The following is a 15623-nucleotide window of genomic DNA, read 5'->3' on the forward strand; positions in this document are numbered from 1 at the left end:
TCACTGCTGCGATATTGCCACTTACTCGACGGAAGGTGGCAGAACCGTGCAGTGGACGAAACAGAACGAACAAACTGTGTATGAAAACCGCTGGTTCACCGTCAACCTGGCAGACGTGGAGCTGCCCGACGGCCGGCATCTGGACCACTTCCTGATCCGGTTGCGGCCGGTCGCCGTGGCCACCGTGGTCAACGAGGCCAACGAGGTCCTCCTCCTGTGGCGCCACCGCTTCATCACCGACAGCTGGGGGTGGGAACTCGCGGCTGGCGTCGTCGAGGACGGCGAGGACATAGCCCGCGCGGCCGCCAGGGAGCTCGAGGAGGAGACCGGCTGGCGGCCGGGACCCCTGCACCACCTCATGAGCGTGGAGCCCTCCAACGGGCTCACCGACGCCCGGCACCACATCTACTGGTCCGACGAGGGCGAGTTCATCGGTCACCCCGTGGACGACTTCGAGTCGGACCGCCGGGAGTGGGTCCCGCTCAAGCTCGTCCCCGACATGGTCGCCCGTGGGGAGGTCCCGGCCGCCAACATGGCGGCCGCGTTACTGATGCTGCACCACCTCAGGCTCGGGCAGGACGTCTTGCCCTGATGCGTCGTCCCTCGGCTAGTGGCCCACCGCCTGCCAGATCGCCACGACGAGGGCACCCACGGCGGTGAGGGCGGCGACCGCGGGCAGCGGCCAGCGCGCGTGTTCGAGTGTGTTGATCCGGGTGTTCAGCTCGTCGAGTTCCTTGGCGGTCTCCTCGGTGCGGTGCGTGAGCAGAGCCAGCCCGCCCTCCACGCGGGCGTAGGCGACGTCGAGGCGGCGTCGTAACTCTGCGAGTTCTCCGTTCACGACGGGATGCTCGGGATCGGCGGTCACTTGTCCGCTCCTTTCCGTAGTCGTCTCGAATCCCTGGCATGCGCAGGGAAAGTGAACTCGCCTGGTGGACGCATGGGGAGAGTGTGCGAGGGGCATATGCGAGCCCGGCGTGCACACGGTGTGTGAATGACGCGGGCCCGGCACCTTTCCGGTGCCGGGCCCGTGTACTTGGCCGGAATCTGACCGTCTGTAATCAGCCGTACAGGAGTGATCAGTACGTGTAGAAGCCGGAGCCGGTCTTACGGCCCAGCCGGCCGGCGTCGACCATGCGCTGCAGCAGCGGGGGAGCGGCGTACAGCGGCTCCTTGAACTCGTCGTACATGCTCTGCGCCACCGAGGCCACGGTGTCCAGGCCGATCAGGTCGGACAGCTTCAGCGGGCCCATCGGGTGGGCGCAGCCGAGCTCCATGCCGTTGTCGATGTCCTCGCGGCTGGCGATGCCCGACTCGAACATCCGGATCGCGGAGAGGAGGTAGGGGATCAGCAGCGCGTTCACCACGAAGCCGGACCGGTCCTGGGCGCGGATCGCGTGCTTGCCCAGCAGCTTCTCGGCGAAGCCCTCGGCGCGGGCGATGGTGCCCTCGGAGGTGGTGAGCGCGGGGATCAGCTCGACCAGCTTCTGCACCGGGGCCGGGTTGAAGAAGTGGATGCCGATGACCTGGTCGGGGCGTGAGGTGGCGACCGCCAGCCGCACCAGCGGGATCGAGGAGGTGTTGGAGGCCAGGATCGCGTCCGGCCGGGTCACGACGTGGTCGAGGACCTGGAAGATCTCGGTCTTGACCTGCTCGTTCTCGACGACGGCCTCGATCACCAGATCGCGGTCGGCGAACTCGCCGAGGTCGGTGGTGAAGGACAGCCGCGCCTGCGTCTCGTCCCGCTCCTCCTCGCTGATCTTGCCGCGCTCGGCGGCCTTGGCCAGGGAGTTGTACAGCCGGGTGCGGCCGATCTCCAGGGCCTCGCCGGTGGTCTCGGCGACCTTCACGTCCAGCCCGGCGCGGGCGCACACCTCGGCGATGCCCGCCCCCATCTGGCCGCAGCCCACCACACCGACGCGTGCAATATCTCCGGAGATGCCGGTCACATCGTCCCCTTCGCTGATCCACGACTGCGGCAGGAACGCCGTGGTCCGGCGCCTGCTCCAAACCTGCACGTTACCTTCGGCGAAGCTTGATCGATCGTTCGGGTACCGCATGAAAGGCTGACGCCGGGCCGGTCCGGAACGCTCGGATCTGTCCCGGGGTGGGGCCCTTGACCACGGCACACGGAGGTACGAGAAAGATGCTTCACCGGAAGTCACGGCTGTCACGGCGGGCGTTCACGGCCACCGCCCTGTCGGCACTCGTGGCGTCAGGCGGCGCGATGGCGGCCGGTTCCGCCAGGGCGAGCGGATCGGACCGCGATCAGCGGCGGGCGACCCGGGAGATGCGCGGCGTATGGGTGGCGACCGTCGCCAACCGGGACTGGCCGTCCCGGCAGGGTCTGACCGCCGACGAGCAGCGCGCCGAGCTGATCGCCCACCTCGACAACGCCGCGAAGTGCAATCTGAACACGGTGATCCTCCAGGTGCGGCCCACCGCCGACGCCCTGTGGCCCTCGCCGTACGAGCCCTGGTCGCAGGTGCTGAGCGGCACCCAGGGCCAGGACCCCGGCTGGGACCCGCTCGGCACGGCCGTCGAGGAGGCACACGCCCGCGGCCTTCAGCTGCACGCCTGGTGCAACCCGTACCGCGTCGCCAACCACACCGACCTCGACAAGCTGGCCGAGACCCACCCCGCCCGGGTGCGCCCCGAATGGGTGGTGGCGTACGGCGGCAAGCTCTACTACAACCCGGGGCTGCCCGAGGTCCGCGGCTTCGTGCAGCAGGCGATGCTCGACGCGGTGGAGCGGTACCCCGTCGACGCGGTCCACTTCGACGACTACTTCTACCCGTACCCGGTGGCGGGCCAGAACTTCGACGACGACGCGGCCTACGAGGCCCACGGCACCGACTTCGCGGACCGGGCCGACTGGCGGCGGGACAACATCGACCGGCTGATCCAGGAGATGGCGGCCGGCATCAGGCGGATCAGGCCCACCACCCAGTTCGGCATCAGCCCGTTCGGCGTGTGGCGCAACGCCGCCACCGACCCGCTCGGCTCCGACACCCGGGGCGGCGTCCAGACGTACGACGACCTGTACGCGGACACCCGCAAGTGGGTCCGCGAGGGCTGGATCGACTACATCTGCCCGCAGCTGTACTGGAACATCGGCTTCGCCGTGGCCGACTACGCCAAGCTGCTGCCGTGGTGGGCGGAGGTGGCGCAGGGCAGCAGGACGCAGCTCTACCTCGGCGAGGCCCTGTACAAGGCCGGCGACCCGGCGCAGCCCGCCGCCTGGCAGGACCAGGCCGAGCTGTCCCGGCATCTGGCGCTGGCCAAGGACCAGCCGGGGGCGTGCGGGCACGTCTTCTTCGCCGCGCGGGACATGGCGGAGGACCGGATCGGCGCCATGGCGCGGGTGGTCGCCGACCACTACGGGCAGCCGGCGATTACCCCGCGCTGATCGGAGTCCGGGTCACCGCCCGGACGCGTGAGTGTCCTTGTGGCGGATCTCGGTGTCGGGGCCGGGGGAGCACAGGCCCTCGTGCCCGTCCTCGAAACGGACGCGGTACGGGGGATTGCCCTCCTGGCCCAGGACTTCGACGATCTCGCCGACCTTGTCGTGTTGCCCGACCACCCTGCCGTGCTGGACAAGTTGGTCGCCCACGGTTGCACGCATCTGTTTGGGCCTCCTCACCAGGTGCGGGAGCAACGGTCCGTGGCCTTGAGTCTACGGCGTGGAGCGGTGGTTGGAAGTGGGTCGTCAGGGCCCGCTCAGCCACGTGCCCGCTGGGTCACGGCGATGCACACCAGCACCGCCGCGGCCGTCAGCGGGGCGGCCACTGTCAGGTGCTCGCCCAGCAGCAGCACCGACCACACCAGTGTGAGCAGGGGCTGGGCCAACTGCAACTGGCTGGCCTTCGGGATGCCGATGGCCGCCATGCCCCGGTACCAGACGACCAGACCGAGGAACTGCGACCCCGCCGCCACCCACACCAGTCCCGTCACCCCGTGCCAGGTCAGATGCACGGGCTCGTACGACAGCGCCACCGCGGCGGCCGGCACGCCGATCGGCAGGCACAGCACCAGCGCCCAGCCGATCACCTGCCAGCCCGGCATGACCCGGGCCAGCCGGCCGCCCTCGGTGTAACCGGCGGCGCACACCACGAGCGCCGCGAACAGAAAGAGGTCGGCGCTGGTCAGGGCGCCGCCGCTCTGCTGCACGGTGAAGGCGACCACCGCGGCGGCGCCGACCAGGGCCGCGATCCAGAAGGTGCGCGAGGGGCGGGTGCCGACCCGCAGCGCGGAGAACAGAGCGGTCGTCAGCGGGAGCAGGCCGACCACGACGGCCGCGTGCGCGGTGGTGGACGTCTGCAGGGCGAGCGTCGTGAGCAGCGGGAAGCCGAGGACCACTCCGGCGGCGACCACCGCGAGGCCCGCCCAGTGGCGCCGGGAAGGCAGCGGAACCCGCAGCGCGAGCAGACAGCCGCCCGCGACGAGGGCGGCGAGCACACTGCGCGCGGCGACCAGCGACCAGGGGCCGAAGCTCTCCAGCCCCCAGGCGGTGGCGGGGAAGGTGAGGGAGAAGGCCGCGACACCGAGGGCGGCCTGCAGGGTGCCGATCGAGCTGCCGGGCCGACTGCTGACCGCTATCCCGCTGGAGGCGATAGCGCTACTCTGTGTTCTCATGCAAGAGCGTAGCAGCGTGGCTGATCTGGCGGAACAGCTACGAGGGGAGCTCAACCGCTACTCGCCAGGTGGAAAGCTCCCGTCGAGCCGGGCCCTCGTCGAACGGTTCCGGGTCAGCCCGGTGACCGTCTCGCGGGCCCTGGCACAGCTCGCCGCCGAGGGGCTGGTGGTCACCCGCCCCGGCGCCGGGGCGTTCCGGGCGCGGCCGCGGACGGCCACTGCCCCCGTCGGTGACACCTCCTGGCAGGAAGTCGCCCTCAGCGCGGACGGCGCCGCCGACCTCGTACCGCGCTCGGTGGACGCCTCCGGGGTCCTCGTCTCGCTCGCCGCTCCACCGCCCGGGGTGATCGAGTTCAGCGGCGGCTATCTGCACCCCTCGCTCCAGCCCGAGCGGGCGATGGCGGCGGCCCTCTCCCGCGCGGGCCGCCGCCCCGGCGCCTGGGGACGACCGCCCACCGACGGACTGCCGGAGCTGCGCGAGTGGTTCGCCCGGGGCATCGGCGGCGCCATCACCGCCGCCGAGGTCCTGATCACCGCGGGCGGCCAGTCCGCGCTGACCATCGCGCTGCGCGCGCTCGCCCCGCCGGGCGCGCCCGTCCTCGTCGAGTCGCCCACCTATCCCGGCATGCTGGCGATCGCCCGCGCGGCCGGCCTGCGGCCGGTGCCGGTGCCGGTGGACGCGGAGGGGGTGAGGCCCGCGCTGCTCGCCGACGCGTTCCGGGCGAGCGGTGCGCGGGTCTTCGTCTGCCAGCCGCTGATGCAGAACCCCACGGGCGCCGTGCTCCGCTCCGGGCGCCGGGAGGAGGTGCTGCGCATCGTGCGGGAGGCCGGCGCGTTCGTGGTGGAGGACGACTTCGTACGCCGGCTCGTGCACGAGGACGCGGGGCCGCTGCCGCGCCCGCTGGCCGCCGACGACCCCGACGGTGTCGTCGTCCACGTCTGCTCGCTGACCAAGGCGACCTCACCCAGCTTCCGGGTGAGCGCGCTCGCCGCTCGGGGTCCGGCGCTGGAGCGGCTGCGCGCCATCCAGGTCGTCGACACCTTCTTCGTGCCCCGGCCCCTTCAGGAGGCCGCCCTCGAACTTGTCGGCTCGCCCGCCTGGCCGCGCCATCTGCGCACCGTGGCGACGGCGTTGAGGACCCGCCGCGACGCCATGACCTCCGCCCTGCGCCTGCACCTGCCCGAACTCGCCCTCCCGCACATCCCGTCCGGCGGCTACCACCTCTGGCTGCGGCTGCCCGACGGGGCCGACGAGTCCGCCCTGGTGTCCGCCGCCCTGCGCGCGGGCGTCGCGATCACACCCGGCCGCCCCTACTTCAGCGCGGAACCTCCGGCCGGGCACCTGCGGTTGAGCTTCGCGGCCGTGGCGGGGGAGGGGGAGATCACCGAAGGGGTATGGCGGCTGCGGGCGGCCTGTGACGAGGTGCTGTGAGGCGGGCTGGCGCTCGCTCACGGACGAAAACCGTTCGACGCCCGCGCCTTCGCCCTGCGAGTCTCGCCGCATGACCGACACCCCGCCCCTCGCCGAGGGCTACGAGATCTCCACCGACCCCGACCGCGTCGACCGCGAGCGGGTGCACCGGTGGCTGTCCAGCGACGCGTACTGGGCGATCGGGCGGGCGCGGGACAAGCAGGACCGGGCGATCGACGGGTCGCTGAACTTCGGGGTGTACGAGACGGTTTCGGGGGATCAGGTCGCCTACGCCCGGGTCGTCACCGACCGGGCGACCTTCGCGTGGCTGTGCGATGTGTACGTCGATCCGTCGGTGCGCGGCAAGGGGATCGGGACGGCGCTGGTCGGGGCCGTACGCGAGTGGCTGCGGCCGCACGGGGTCAAGCGGGTTCTGCTCGCCACCCACGATGCGCACGGGGTCTACGAGAAGCTCGGGTTCGCGCCGCTGGAGAAGCCGGAGCAGTGGATGGCGCTCTACTTCCAGTAGCGCCCGCGGTTGTACTTGAATGTCCAACAGCCGTTTTCCAGTGACTTGTCCGCCTGGTCCTGACCCCGCAGTAAGGCTAGGTGAACCCTCGGTCACGCCTGCACAACGCCTCTTGACCTGCCCACTTTCACGTCACACCATCACCGCATGTCGCTTCGGGTCACGTTCGTCGCAGCCGCGCGCAGCTCCCCGCTGCTCGCGGAGCGCTTCGAGGACGACCGGCCGCTGGACCAGGCCGGCTGGGGTGAGGTGCAGCGCGTCGCGCACGACCTGGTGTCACTGGCCGCGGCCGAGCTGCGCTACTGCTCGCCGACCCCGCGCAGCCGCGCGACCGGCGACGCCCTGGGCTACGCCCCGCTGGTCCAACTCGCGCTGCGCGACTGCGACATGGGCCGCTGGCGTGGGCTGACCCTCGGCGAGGCGATGGCCCGGGAGCCGGAGGCCGTGGACGCCTGGCTGGCCGATCCGCGCGGCACCCCGCACGGCGGCGAGTCGCTGCTCGCGTTCATCTCCCGCGTCGGCGGCTGGCTCGACACCCGGCCGGTGGAGGACGGCGGCCGTATCGTCGCCGTGGCCGAGCCGTCCGTGATCCGCGCGGCGCTGGTGTACGCGCTGAAGGCGCCGCCGTCGACGTACTGGAACCTCGATGTACGTCCGCTGTCGACGACCACGGTCACCGGCCGCGCGGGCCGCTGGAACCTCCGTTTCGAGGGGGCGTCGGCTCAGCCCTCACGCGCGTAGTGGGTGGTGAGGACCAGGTCCTTGGCCGGTCCGCGCACCCGCCACACCGTCCGCCAGTGGTCCTCGTCCAGGACGGTGAACTCGCCCCGGTAGAGGTCCGCCGAGCAGGGGTGGTCGGCGACGTGCCGGCCGGACGTCAGATCCAGGTCGTGGAACGGGCGGCCGTCGGCGAAGCACACCTCCACCGCCCCCGGTGCGGCCCCCGGCAGAAACCGCAGCGTCCGCTCGGCGGGGCGCGAGATGCCCTGCCAGACGAACCTGCCGGACTCGTGGTGCAGCAGCCCCCCCGCTCTCCAGGGGGCCGAAAACCGTCGTACCGGAGAACTGCCCTTCCAGGCCACTCGCGAGATCCCGCACGGACCGTTCGGCCCGCCAGGCGCCGGCGAGATACGTCAGCGCGTCCGGTACTGGCCAGAACTCGCCCATCCGATCCACTTCTTCCGACACTTTCGCTTCCGCACGACCCGTTGACGGCCCCAAATCCCCCTCCCTATCTTGCCGTTCGACGTACTGATCGCTGTCCGATATTTCGAACGCCGATATTGTGAACACCGAGCCGCGGAGTATCCATGTCACGCACCCGCTGGAGATACGGCACAGCCGCCACCGCCATCCTGGTGGCGGCGAGCCTCATCCCCACCACCGCCCACGCCGAGGACGTCACCGACTACTCGATCACCGTCGACCCGACCGCGCAGGGCGCGAAGATCGACGACACGATGTACGGCGTCTTCTTCGAGGACATCAACCGGGCCGCGGACGGCGGACTGTACGCCGAGCTGGTGCAGAACCGGTCCTTCGAGTACTCGACCGCCGACAACGGCTCCTACACCCCGCTCACCGCCTGGACGGTCGGCGGCACGGCCAAGGTCGTCAACGACTCCGGCAGGCTCAACGACCGCAACCGCAACTACCTCTCCCTGGGCGCCGGTTCCTCCGTCACCAACGGCGGCTACAACACCGGCATCCGCGTCGAGCAGGGCAAGCGGTACGACTTCTCGGTGTGGGCCCGCGCGGAGAGCGGCACCGCCCTGACCGTCACCCTCAAGGACGCCGCCGGCGCGCTGGGGACCGCGCGCCAGGTGGCCGTCAAGGGCGGCTGGGCCAAGTACGAGGCCACGTTCACCGCGACCCGCACCAGCAACCGCGGCCGCCTCACCGTCGCCGCCACCGACGCGGCGGCCCTCGACATGGTGTCGCTGTTCCCGCGCGACACCTACAAGAACCAGCCGAACGGCCTGCGCAAGGACCTCGCCGAGAAGATCGCCGCCCTGCAACCTGGCTTCGTGCGCTTCCCCGGCGGCTGCCTGGTCAACACCGGCTCCATGGAGGACTACAGCGAGGCCTCCGGCTGGCAGCGCAAGCGCTCCTACCAGTGGAAGGACACCGTCGGCCCCGTCGAGGAGCGCGCCACCAACGCCAACTTCTGGGGCTACAACCAGAGTTACGGCCTCGGCTACTACGAGTACTTCCGCTTCTCCGAGGACATCGGCGCCATGCCGCTGCCCGTCGTCCCGGCCCTGGTGACCGGCTGCGGCCAGAACAAGGCCACCGACGACGAGGCGCTGCTCAAGCGGCACATCCAGGACACCCTGGACCTGATCGAGTTCGCCAACGGCCCGGTGACCTCCAAGTGGGGCAAACTGCGCGCCCGGATGGGCCACCCCAAGCCCTTCCACCTCACCCACCTCGGGGTCGGCAACGAGGAGAACCTGCCCAACGAGTTCTTCGCCCGCTTCCAGCGGTTCCGCGCCGCGATCGAGGCGAAGTACCCCGACATCACGGTCGTCTCCAACTCCGGCCCGGACGACTCCGGCACGACTTTCGACACCGCCTGGAAGCTGAACCGCGAGGCGAAGGTCGACATGGTCGACGAGCACTACTACAACAGCCCGAACTGGTTCCTGCAGAACAACGACCGCTACGACTCCTACGACCGCAGCGGCCCGAAGGTCTTCCTCGGCGAGTACGCCTCCCAGGGCAACGCCTGGAAGAACGGCCTCTCCGAAGCCGCGTTCATGACCGGCCTGGAGCGCAACGCGGACGTCGTCAAGCTCGCCTCGTACGCCCCGCTGCTCGCCAACGAGGACTACGTGCAGTGGCGCCCGGACCTGATCTGGTTCAACAACCGCGCCTCCTGGAACTCGACGAACTACGAGGTCCAGAAGCTGTTCATGAACAACGTCGGCGACCGTGTCGTCCCCTCGAAGGCGACCACCACGCCGAACGTCAGCGGCCCGATCACCGGTGCCGTCGGCCTGTCGACGTGGGCGACCAGCGCCGCGTACGACGACGTGAAGGTCACGGCCGCCGACGGCTCGACGCTGCTGAGCGACGACTTCTCCGGTGACGCCTCGAAGTGGACGCACACGGGGGCCGGCAGCTGGAGCGTCCAGGACGGCCAGTACGTGCAGACGGACGCCGCCGCGGAGAACACCATGGTCCAGGCCGGCGACCCGTCCTGGCACGACTACGACCTGCATGTGAAGGCCACCAAGAAGTCCGGCAAGGAGGGCTTCCTCGTCGCCTTCGGGGTCAAGGACACCGGCAACTACTACTGGTGGAACCTCGGCGGCTGGAACAACACCCAGTCCGCCGTCGAGCAGGCCGTGGACGGCGGCAAGGGCACCCTGCTCACCAAGCCCGGGTCCATCGAGACGGGCCGCGCCTACGACATCGACATCAAGGTGCGCGGCCGCCAGGTCACCCTGTACCTGGACGGCCAGGAGTGGGGCACCTTCACCGACGACAAGCCGGCCGAGCCGTTCCGCCAGGTCGTCACCGAGGACGCCAGGACCGGTGACCTGATCGTCAAGGTCGTCAACGCCCAGGCCTCCGAGGCCCGCACCGCGATCGACCTGGGCGGCGCCAAGGTCGCCTCCAGGGCCCGGGTCACCACCCTGGCCGCCGACCAGGACGCCGTGAACACCGAGACGGACACCCCGGTCGCACCGGCGGCCTCGACCTTCTCCGGGGTCGGCGAGAAGTTCACCTACACCTTCCCGGCGAACTCCGTGACCTTCCTGAGGATCAAGCAGAGGTAGTTCCCGAGGAGATCGGACTCGGGAGGTTTCGGCGGTGGGCCGCCGCTGTGCGGGCAGCGGCCCACCGCCGCGTGCTGTGATCGGCGATAGCCCTGGGCGTCACTGCCACCGGCCCGGCTGGTGACATCACCAGCCGGGCCGCCGCCTCCTCGTGCTGTTCTTCGTCCTCGGTCACGAGGTGGAGGTCCTCATCGGGGTCCCGCGGATCTGGTCGTCGTTCCAGGCAGCAGTACGAGGAAGTCCGGAGTGTGCTACACCCCACTCATGCCGTCAGTGAAGTCCAGTACCACTTCCTGCGAACAGCTCAAGAACTCGGTCTCAGCCGGCCCCCGGCGGGTGATCGCATCCGATTGCATAAAACTGCAGCGTTACGTATAGTCATGCCGTCTAGAGGAGGATTCCATGGCGGTACGTGCGGCAGTGGCCGGAGCGAGCGGATACGCGGGCGGGGAACTGCTGCGTCTGCTCCTGGCGCACCCTGAGATCGAGACAGGCGCCCTGACCGGCAACTCGAACGCCGGGCAGCGGCTCGGGGCGCTCCAGCCGCACCTGCTGCCCCTCGCCGACCGGGTGCTGCAGGAGACCACGCCGGAGGTGCTGGCAGGGCACGACGTCGTCTTCCTCGCGCTGCCGCACGGACAGTCCGCCGCCGTCGCCGAGCGGCTCGGCCCGGACGTGCTGGTCGTCGACATGGGCGCCGACTTCCGGCTGAAGGACGCCGGCGACTGGGAGCGGTTCTACGGCTCCCCGCACGCCGGCACCTGGCCGTACGGCCTCCCCGAACTTCCGGGCGCCCGCGCCGCGCTGGAGGGGTCCAAGCGCATCGCGGTGCCCGGTTGCTACCCGACCGCCGTCTCGCTGGCCCTCTTCCCGGCCTACGCAGCCTCCCTCGCCGAGCCCGAGGCCGTGATCGTCGCCGCCTCCGGCACGTCCGGCGCGGGCAAGGCGCCCAAGCCGCATCTGCTGGGCAGCGAGGTCATGGGCTCCATGACGCCGTACGGCGTCGGCGGCGGCCACCGGCACACCCCCGAGATGATCCAGAACCTCAGCGCCGCCGCGGGGGAGACCGTGAACGTCTCTTTCACGCCGACCCTCGCCCCGATGCCCCGCGGCATCCTGGCCACGTGCTCCGCGAAGGCCAAGGAGGGCGTGACCGCCGAGTCCCTCCGCGCCGCCTACGAGAAGGCCTTCGCCGACGAACCCTTCGTCCACCTCCTCCCGGAGGGGCAGTGGCCGGCCACGGCGTCCGTCTACGGTTCGAACGCCGTTCAGGTGCAGGTCGCGTTCGACGCCGCCGCGCACCGCATCATCGCGATCAGCGCCATCGACAACCTGACCAAGGGCACGGCCGGCGGCGCCGTCCAGAGCATGAACATCGCCCTCGGGTTTCACGAGAACACCGGGCTTTCCACGATCGGAGTCGCACCGTGAGCGTCACGGCAGCAAAGGGGTTCCGGGCGGCGGGCATCGCCGCCGGGATCAAGGAGAACGGCAACCCGGACCTGGCCCTCGTGGTCAACGACGGGCCCCGCCGCGCCGCCGCGGGCGTCTTCACCTCCAACCGCGTCAAGGCCGCACCGGTCCTGTGGTCCGAGCAGGTCCTCAAGGGCGGCCAGGTCTCCACGGTCGTCCTCAACTCCGGTGGCGCCAACGCCTGTACGGGGCCGAAGGGCTTCCAGGACACGCACGCCACCGCCGAGAAGGTGGCCGAGGTGCTCGACCGGGGCGCCATCGAGGTCGCCGTCTGCTCCACCGGACTGATCGGCGTCCTGCTCCCCATGGACAAGCTGCTCCCGGGCGTCGAGACCGCCGCGGCCCAGCTCTCCGCGCACGGCGGCGAGAAGGCCGCCATCGCCATCAAGACCACCGACACCGTCCACAAGACGTCCGTCGTGACCAAGGAAGGCTGGACCGTCGGCGGCATGGCCAAGGGCGCGGGCATGCTCGCACCGGGCCTGGCCACCATGCTGGTCGTCCTCACCACCGACGCCGCCGTCGACAGCGACGTACTGGACAAGGCCCTGCGCGCCGCCACCAAGGTCACCTTCGACCGCGTCGACTCCGACGGCTGCATGTCCACCAACGACACCGTGCTGCTGCTCGCCTCCGGCTCCTCCGGGACCACCCCGGGCTACGAGGAGTTCGCCGAAGCCGTACGGACCGTCTGCGACGACCTCGGTCAGCAGCTCATCCGGGACGCCGAGGGCGCCAGCAAGGACATCAAGGTCGAGGTGGTCAACGCCGCGAGTGAGGACGACGCCGTCGAGGTGGGCCGCTCCATCGCCCGCAACAACCTCCTCAAGTGCGCCATCCACGGCGAGGACCCCAACTGGGGCCGCGTCCTGTCCGCGATCGGCACCACGTCCGCCGCCTTCGAGCCGGACCGGCTCAACGTCGCCATCAACGGTGTCTGGGTCTGCAAGAACGGCGGCGTCGGCGAGGACCGCGAGAAGGTCGACATGCGCTACCGCGAGGTGCACATCGTCGCCGACCTCGCCGCGGGCGCGGAGACCGCCACCATCTGGACCAACGACCTGACCGCCGACTACGTCCACGAGAACAGCGCCTACTCCTCATGAGCAACCCGACGCGGAAGCACACCGCTCTCCCCAAGGCCCAGATCCTCATCGAGGCGCTGCCCTGGCTGGTCCGGCACAACGGCAAGACCGTCGTCATCAAGTTCGGCGGCAACGCCATGATCGACGAGGAGCTCAAGGCCGCCTTCGCCCAGGACGTCGTCTTCCTGCACCACGCCGGGCTCAAGCCCGTCGTCGTGCACGGCGGCGGCCCGCAGATCAGCGCCGCCCTCGACAAGCACGGCATCGTCAGCGAGTTCAAGGCGGGCCTGCGCGTCACCACCGAGGACGCCATGGACGTCGTACGGATGGTGCTGGCCGGGCAGGTCCAGCGCGAGCTGGTCAACCTGCTCAACGAACACGGCCCGCTCGCCGTCGGCCTCACCGGCGAGGACGCGCACACCATCACCGCCACCAAGCACCAGCCCGAGATCGACGGCGAGCTGGTCGACATCGGGCGGGTGGGCGAGATCACCGACATCGACACGGGCGCGATCGAGGCCCTGCTCGCCGACGGCCGGATCCCGGTCGTCTCGTCGATCGCCCGGAGCCAGGACGACGGACATGTCTACAACGTCAATGCTGATACGGCGGCTGCGGCACTCGCTGCTGCGCTGGGCGCCGAAACCCTCATGGTCCTCACGGACGTCGAGGGCCTCTACGAGGACTGGCCCCACTCCGACGAGGTGATCAGCCGCCTCACCGCTTCCCAACTGGAGAAGCTGCTGCCGGAGTTGAGCTCCGGCATGGTGCCGAAGATGGAGGGCTGTCTGCACGCCGTCCGCAACGGCGTCACCACCGCCCGGGTCATCGACGGCCGGGTCCAGCACTCGATCCTGCTGGAGATCTTCACGGATGAAGGGATCGGCACGATGGTCGTGCCGGACGCGCCGGAGGGGGACGCGCAATGACCGCCAACCAGGAGTACGCCCAGCGGTGGCAGGGCTCGCTGATGAACAACTACGGCACCCCGCGGCTCCCTCTCGTGCGCGGTGCGGGGCTCAAGGTCTGGGACGCCGAGGACCGGCAGTACTACGACTGGGTCGGCGGCATCGCGACCAACGCGCTCGGCCACGCCCATCCGGCGATCATCGAGGCCGTTTCGCGGCAGATCGGTTCCCTCGGCCACATCTCCAACTTCTTCATGGCCGAGCCGACCGTCGCCCTCGCCGAACGGCTGCTCCAGCTCTTCGGCCGGGACGGCAAGGTCTTCTTCTGCAACTCCGGCGCCGAGGCCAACGAGGCCGCGTTCAAGATCGGCCGGCTGACCGGGCGGACCCACATGGTCGCCACCGACGGCGGCTTCCACGGCCGCACGATGGGCGCCCTCGCCCTCACCGGGCAGCCCGGCAAGCGGGAGCCGTTCCTGCCGCTGCCCGGCGACGTCACGCATGTGCCGTACGGCGACGCGCAGGCGCTGGCCGCCGCCGTCACCGAGCAGACGGCGCTGGTGATCATCGAGCCGATCCAGGGCGAGAACGGCGTCGTGGTCCCGCCCGCCGGCTACCTCAAGGCGGCGCGGGCGATCACCGCCGCCACCGGCGCCCTGCTGGTCCTGGACGAGGTGCAGACCGGCGTCGGCCGCACCGGGCACTGGTTCGCCTATCAGGCCAGCGAGGGCGTCCTGCCGGACGTCGTCACCCTGGCCAAGCAGCTCGGCGGCGGGCTGCCGCTCGGCGCGACGGTCGCCTTCGGGCGGGCCGCGGAGCTGCTCCAGCCCGGCCATCACGGGACGACCTTCGGCGGGAACCCGGTCGCGTGCGCCGCGGGAATGGCCGTGCTGGACACCATCGCGAACGACGGGTTGCTGGAGAACGTCAAGCGGCAGAGCGAGAAGCTGCGCGACGGGATCGAGGCCCTGGGCCACCCGCTGATCGACCATGTCCGGGGCGGCGGCCTGCTCCTGGGTATCGTGCTCACCGAACCGCTCGCCGCCAAGGTGCAGCAGGCGGCTCAGGACGCCGGTTTCCTGGTGAACGCGCCCGCCCCCGATGTCGTACGGCTCATGCCGCCGCTGAACCTCGGTGACGACGAAGTGGAGGCGCTTCTTCAGGGGCTTCCCGGCATCCTTGACGTGGCCGACGGGGACGGATGATCCGGGGAATGAGACGACGATGAGTCAGGCGCAGGACCACGAGCACAACGGGGCCGCGGGGCCTGCCGTGCCGCAGACCCGCACCGCGCGCCACCGCCGGATCGTGGACATCCTCAACCGGCAGCCGGTGCGGTCGCAGAGCCAGCTCGCGAAGCTGCTTGCCGACGACGGGCTGAGTGTCACGCAGGCGACGCTCTCCCGGGATCTGGACGAGCTGAACGCGGTGAAGATCCGCAACAACGACGGTGACCTCATCTACGCGGTGCCGAGCGAGGGCGGGTTCCGCACACCGCGCGCTCCGCTGGGGGAGTCGGCGAAGGAGGAGCGGATGCGGCGGTTGTCGCAGGAGCTGCTGATCTCCGCGGAGGCTTCCGCGAACCTCGTGGTCCTGCGTACTCCTCCGGGGGCGGCGCAGTTTCTGGCGTCGGCGATCGACCAGGCCGAGCTGCAGGACATTCTGGGGACGATCGCCGGTGACGACACGTTGTTGCTGATCAGCCGGAATCCTACGGGCGGTCAGGCTTTGGCCGATCACTTGTTGCGGTTGGCTCAGAACGGCCACTGAGTGGGGTGGTGACGGGGGTGGGCGCTTCAG

The 15623-nt window shown here is 70.4% G+C and carries 15 protein-coding genes and 1 pseudogene; 11 read left to right on the plus strand and 5 right to left on the minus strand.

Going from position 1 to position 15623, the window contains the following annotated elements; all coding sequences use genetic code 11:
- Window positions 1-46: 46 nt before the first annotated feature.
- The gene (locus IM697_RS14625) at window positions 47-592 is read left to right on the plus strand and encodes an NUDIX hydrolase (protein ID WP_194048122.1); all 546 of its coding nucleotides are present in this window, start codon (window positions 47-49) and stop codon (window positions 590-592) included.
- 15 nt (window positions 593-607) lie between these two features.
- Here the strand turns inward: IM697_RS14625 and IM697_RS14630 are convergent, their stop codons facing one another.
- Window positions 608-865, minus strand: coding sequence for a hypothetical protein (locus IM697_RS14630; protein ID WP_194048123.1), 258 nt, complete (start codon window positions 863-865; stop codon window positions 608-610).
- Window positions 866-1076: 211 nt separating this feature from the next.
- Entirely contained in the window at window positions 1077-1946 is an 870-nt protein-coding gene (locus IM697_RS14635; protein WP_322734555.1) for a 3-hydroxybutyryl-CoA dehydrogenase, read from the minus strand.
- A gap of 197 nt (window positions 1947-2143) precedes the next feature.
- Between IM697_RS14635 and IM697_RS14640 the strand changes: the two genes are divergently transcribed.
- On the plus strand, window positions 2144-3406 hold the full coding sequence (locus tag IM697_RS14640; protein ID WP_194048124.1) for a glycoside hydrolase family 10-like protein: 1263 nt from the start codon (window positions 2144-2146) through the stop codon (window positions 3404-3406).
- A gap of 12 nt (window positions 3407-3418) precedes the next feature.
- On the opposite strand, the gene IM697_RS14645 is transcribed toward IM697_RS14640, so the two are convergent.
- Together IM697_RS14645 and IM697_RS14650 are read right to left on the minus strand one after the other, a co-directional pair.
- On the minus strand, window positions 3419-3622 hold the full coding sequence (locus IM697_RS14645; RefSeq protein ID WP_194048125.1) for a DUF1918 domain-containing protein: 204 nt from the start codon (window positions 3620-3622) through the stop codon (window positions 3419-3421).
- A gap of 95 nt (window positions 3623-3717) precedes the next feature.
- Entirely contained in the window at window positions 3718-4632 is a 915-nt protein-coding gene (locus IM697_RS14650) for a DMT family transporter (protein ID WP_194048126.1), read from the minus strand.
- On the opposite strand from IM697_RS14650, the gene IM697_RS14655 reads away from it, so the two are divergent.
- The 3 genes from IM697_RS14655 (at window position 4631) to IM697_RS14665 (ending at window position 7313) form a co-directional block, all read left to right on the plus strand.
- The gene (locus tag IM697_RS14655; protein WP_194048127.1) at window positions 4631-6064 is read left to right on the plus strand and encodes an aminotransferase-like domain-containing protein; all 1434 of its coding nucleotides are present in this window, start codon (window positions 4631-4633) and stop codon (window positions 6062-6064) included. The two genes, IM697_RS14650 and IM697_RS14655, sit on opposite strands and share 2 nt — an antisense overlap.
- 70 nt (window positions 6065-6134) lie before the next feature.
- A complete protein-coding gene (locus IM697_RS14660; protein WP_194048128.1) occupies window positions 6135-6572 on the plus strand; it encodes a GNAT family N-acetyltransferase in 438 nt (145 codons plus the stop codon).
- Between the two features lie 147 nt (window positions 6573-6719).
- Complete coding sequence (locus IM697_RS14665) at window positions 6720-7313, plus strand: histidine phosphatase family protein (RefSeq protein WP_194048129.1); 594 nt, start codon at window positions 6720-6722, stop codon at window positions 7311-7313.
- On the opposite strand, the pseudogene IM697_RS14670 reads toward IM697_RS14665, so the two are convergent.
- Window positions 7295-7739 (minus strand): annotated as a pseudogene (locus IM697_RS14670) (DUF6314 family protein). The gene IM697_RS14665 and the pseudogene IM697_RS14670 overlap by 19 nt on opposite strands.
- A gap of 143 nt (window positions 7740-7882) precedes the next feature.
- On the opposite strand from IM697_RS14670, the gene IM697_RS14675 reads away from it, so the two are divergent.
- The 6 genes from IM697_RS14675 (at window position 7883) to IM697_RS14700 (ending at window position 15593) form a co-directional block, all read left to right on the plus strand.
- Entirely contained in the window at window positions 7883-10357 is a 2475-nt protein-coding gene (locus tag IM697_RS14675) for an alpha-L-arabinofuranosidase C-terminal domain-containing protein (RefSeq protein ID WP_194048130.1), read from the plus strand.
- Between the two features lie 402 nt (window positions 10358-10759).
- The gene (gene argC, locus IM697_RS14680; protein WP_194048131.1) at window positions 10760-11788 is read left to right on the plus strand and encodes an N-acetyl-gamma-glutamyl-phosphate reductase; all 1029 of its coding nucleotides are present in this window, start codon (window positions 10760-10762) and stop codon (window positions 11786-11788) included.
- Complete coding sequence (argJ, locus tag IM697_RS14685) at window positions 11785-12936, plus strand: bifunctional glutamate N-acetyltransferase/amino-acid acetyltransferase ArgJ (RefSeq protein ID WP_194048132.1); 1152 nt, start codon at window positions 11785-11787, stop codon at window positions 12934-12936. The genes argC and argJ overlap by 4 nt, the downstream gene beginning before the upstream one ends.
- Window positions 12933-13844 carry an acetylglutamate kinase gene (argB, locus tag IM697_RS14690; RefSeq protein WP_194048133.1) on the plus strand — a complete coding sequence of 304 codons (912 nt, stop codon included), beginning with the start codon at window positions 12933-12935 and terminating at the stop codon, window positions 13842-13844. Before argJ ends, argB begins: the two co-directional genes overlap by 4 nt.
- Window positions 13841-15028 (plus strand): acetylornithine transaminase, encoded by a 1188-nt coding sequence (locus IM697_RS14695; protein ID WP_194048134.1) that lies wholly within the window; start codon window positions 13841-13843, stop codon window positions 15026-15028. Before argB ends, IM697_RS14695 begins: the two co-directional genes overlap by 4 nt.
- A 19-nt stretch (window positions 15029-15047) precedes the next feature.
- Entirely contained in the window at window positions 15048-15593 is a 546-nt protein-coding gene (locus tag IM697_RS14700) for an arginine repressor (protein ID WP_194048135.1), read from the plus strand.
- Window positions 15594-15623: the final 30 nt, after the last annotated feature.

Origin of the sequence: Streptomyces ferrugineus (assembly GCF_015160855.1) — a bacterium.
GTDB lineage: Bacteria > Actinomycetota > Actinomycetes > Streptomycetales > Streptomycetaceae > Streptomyces > Streptomyces ferrugineus.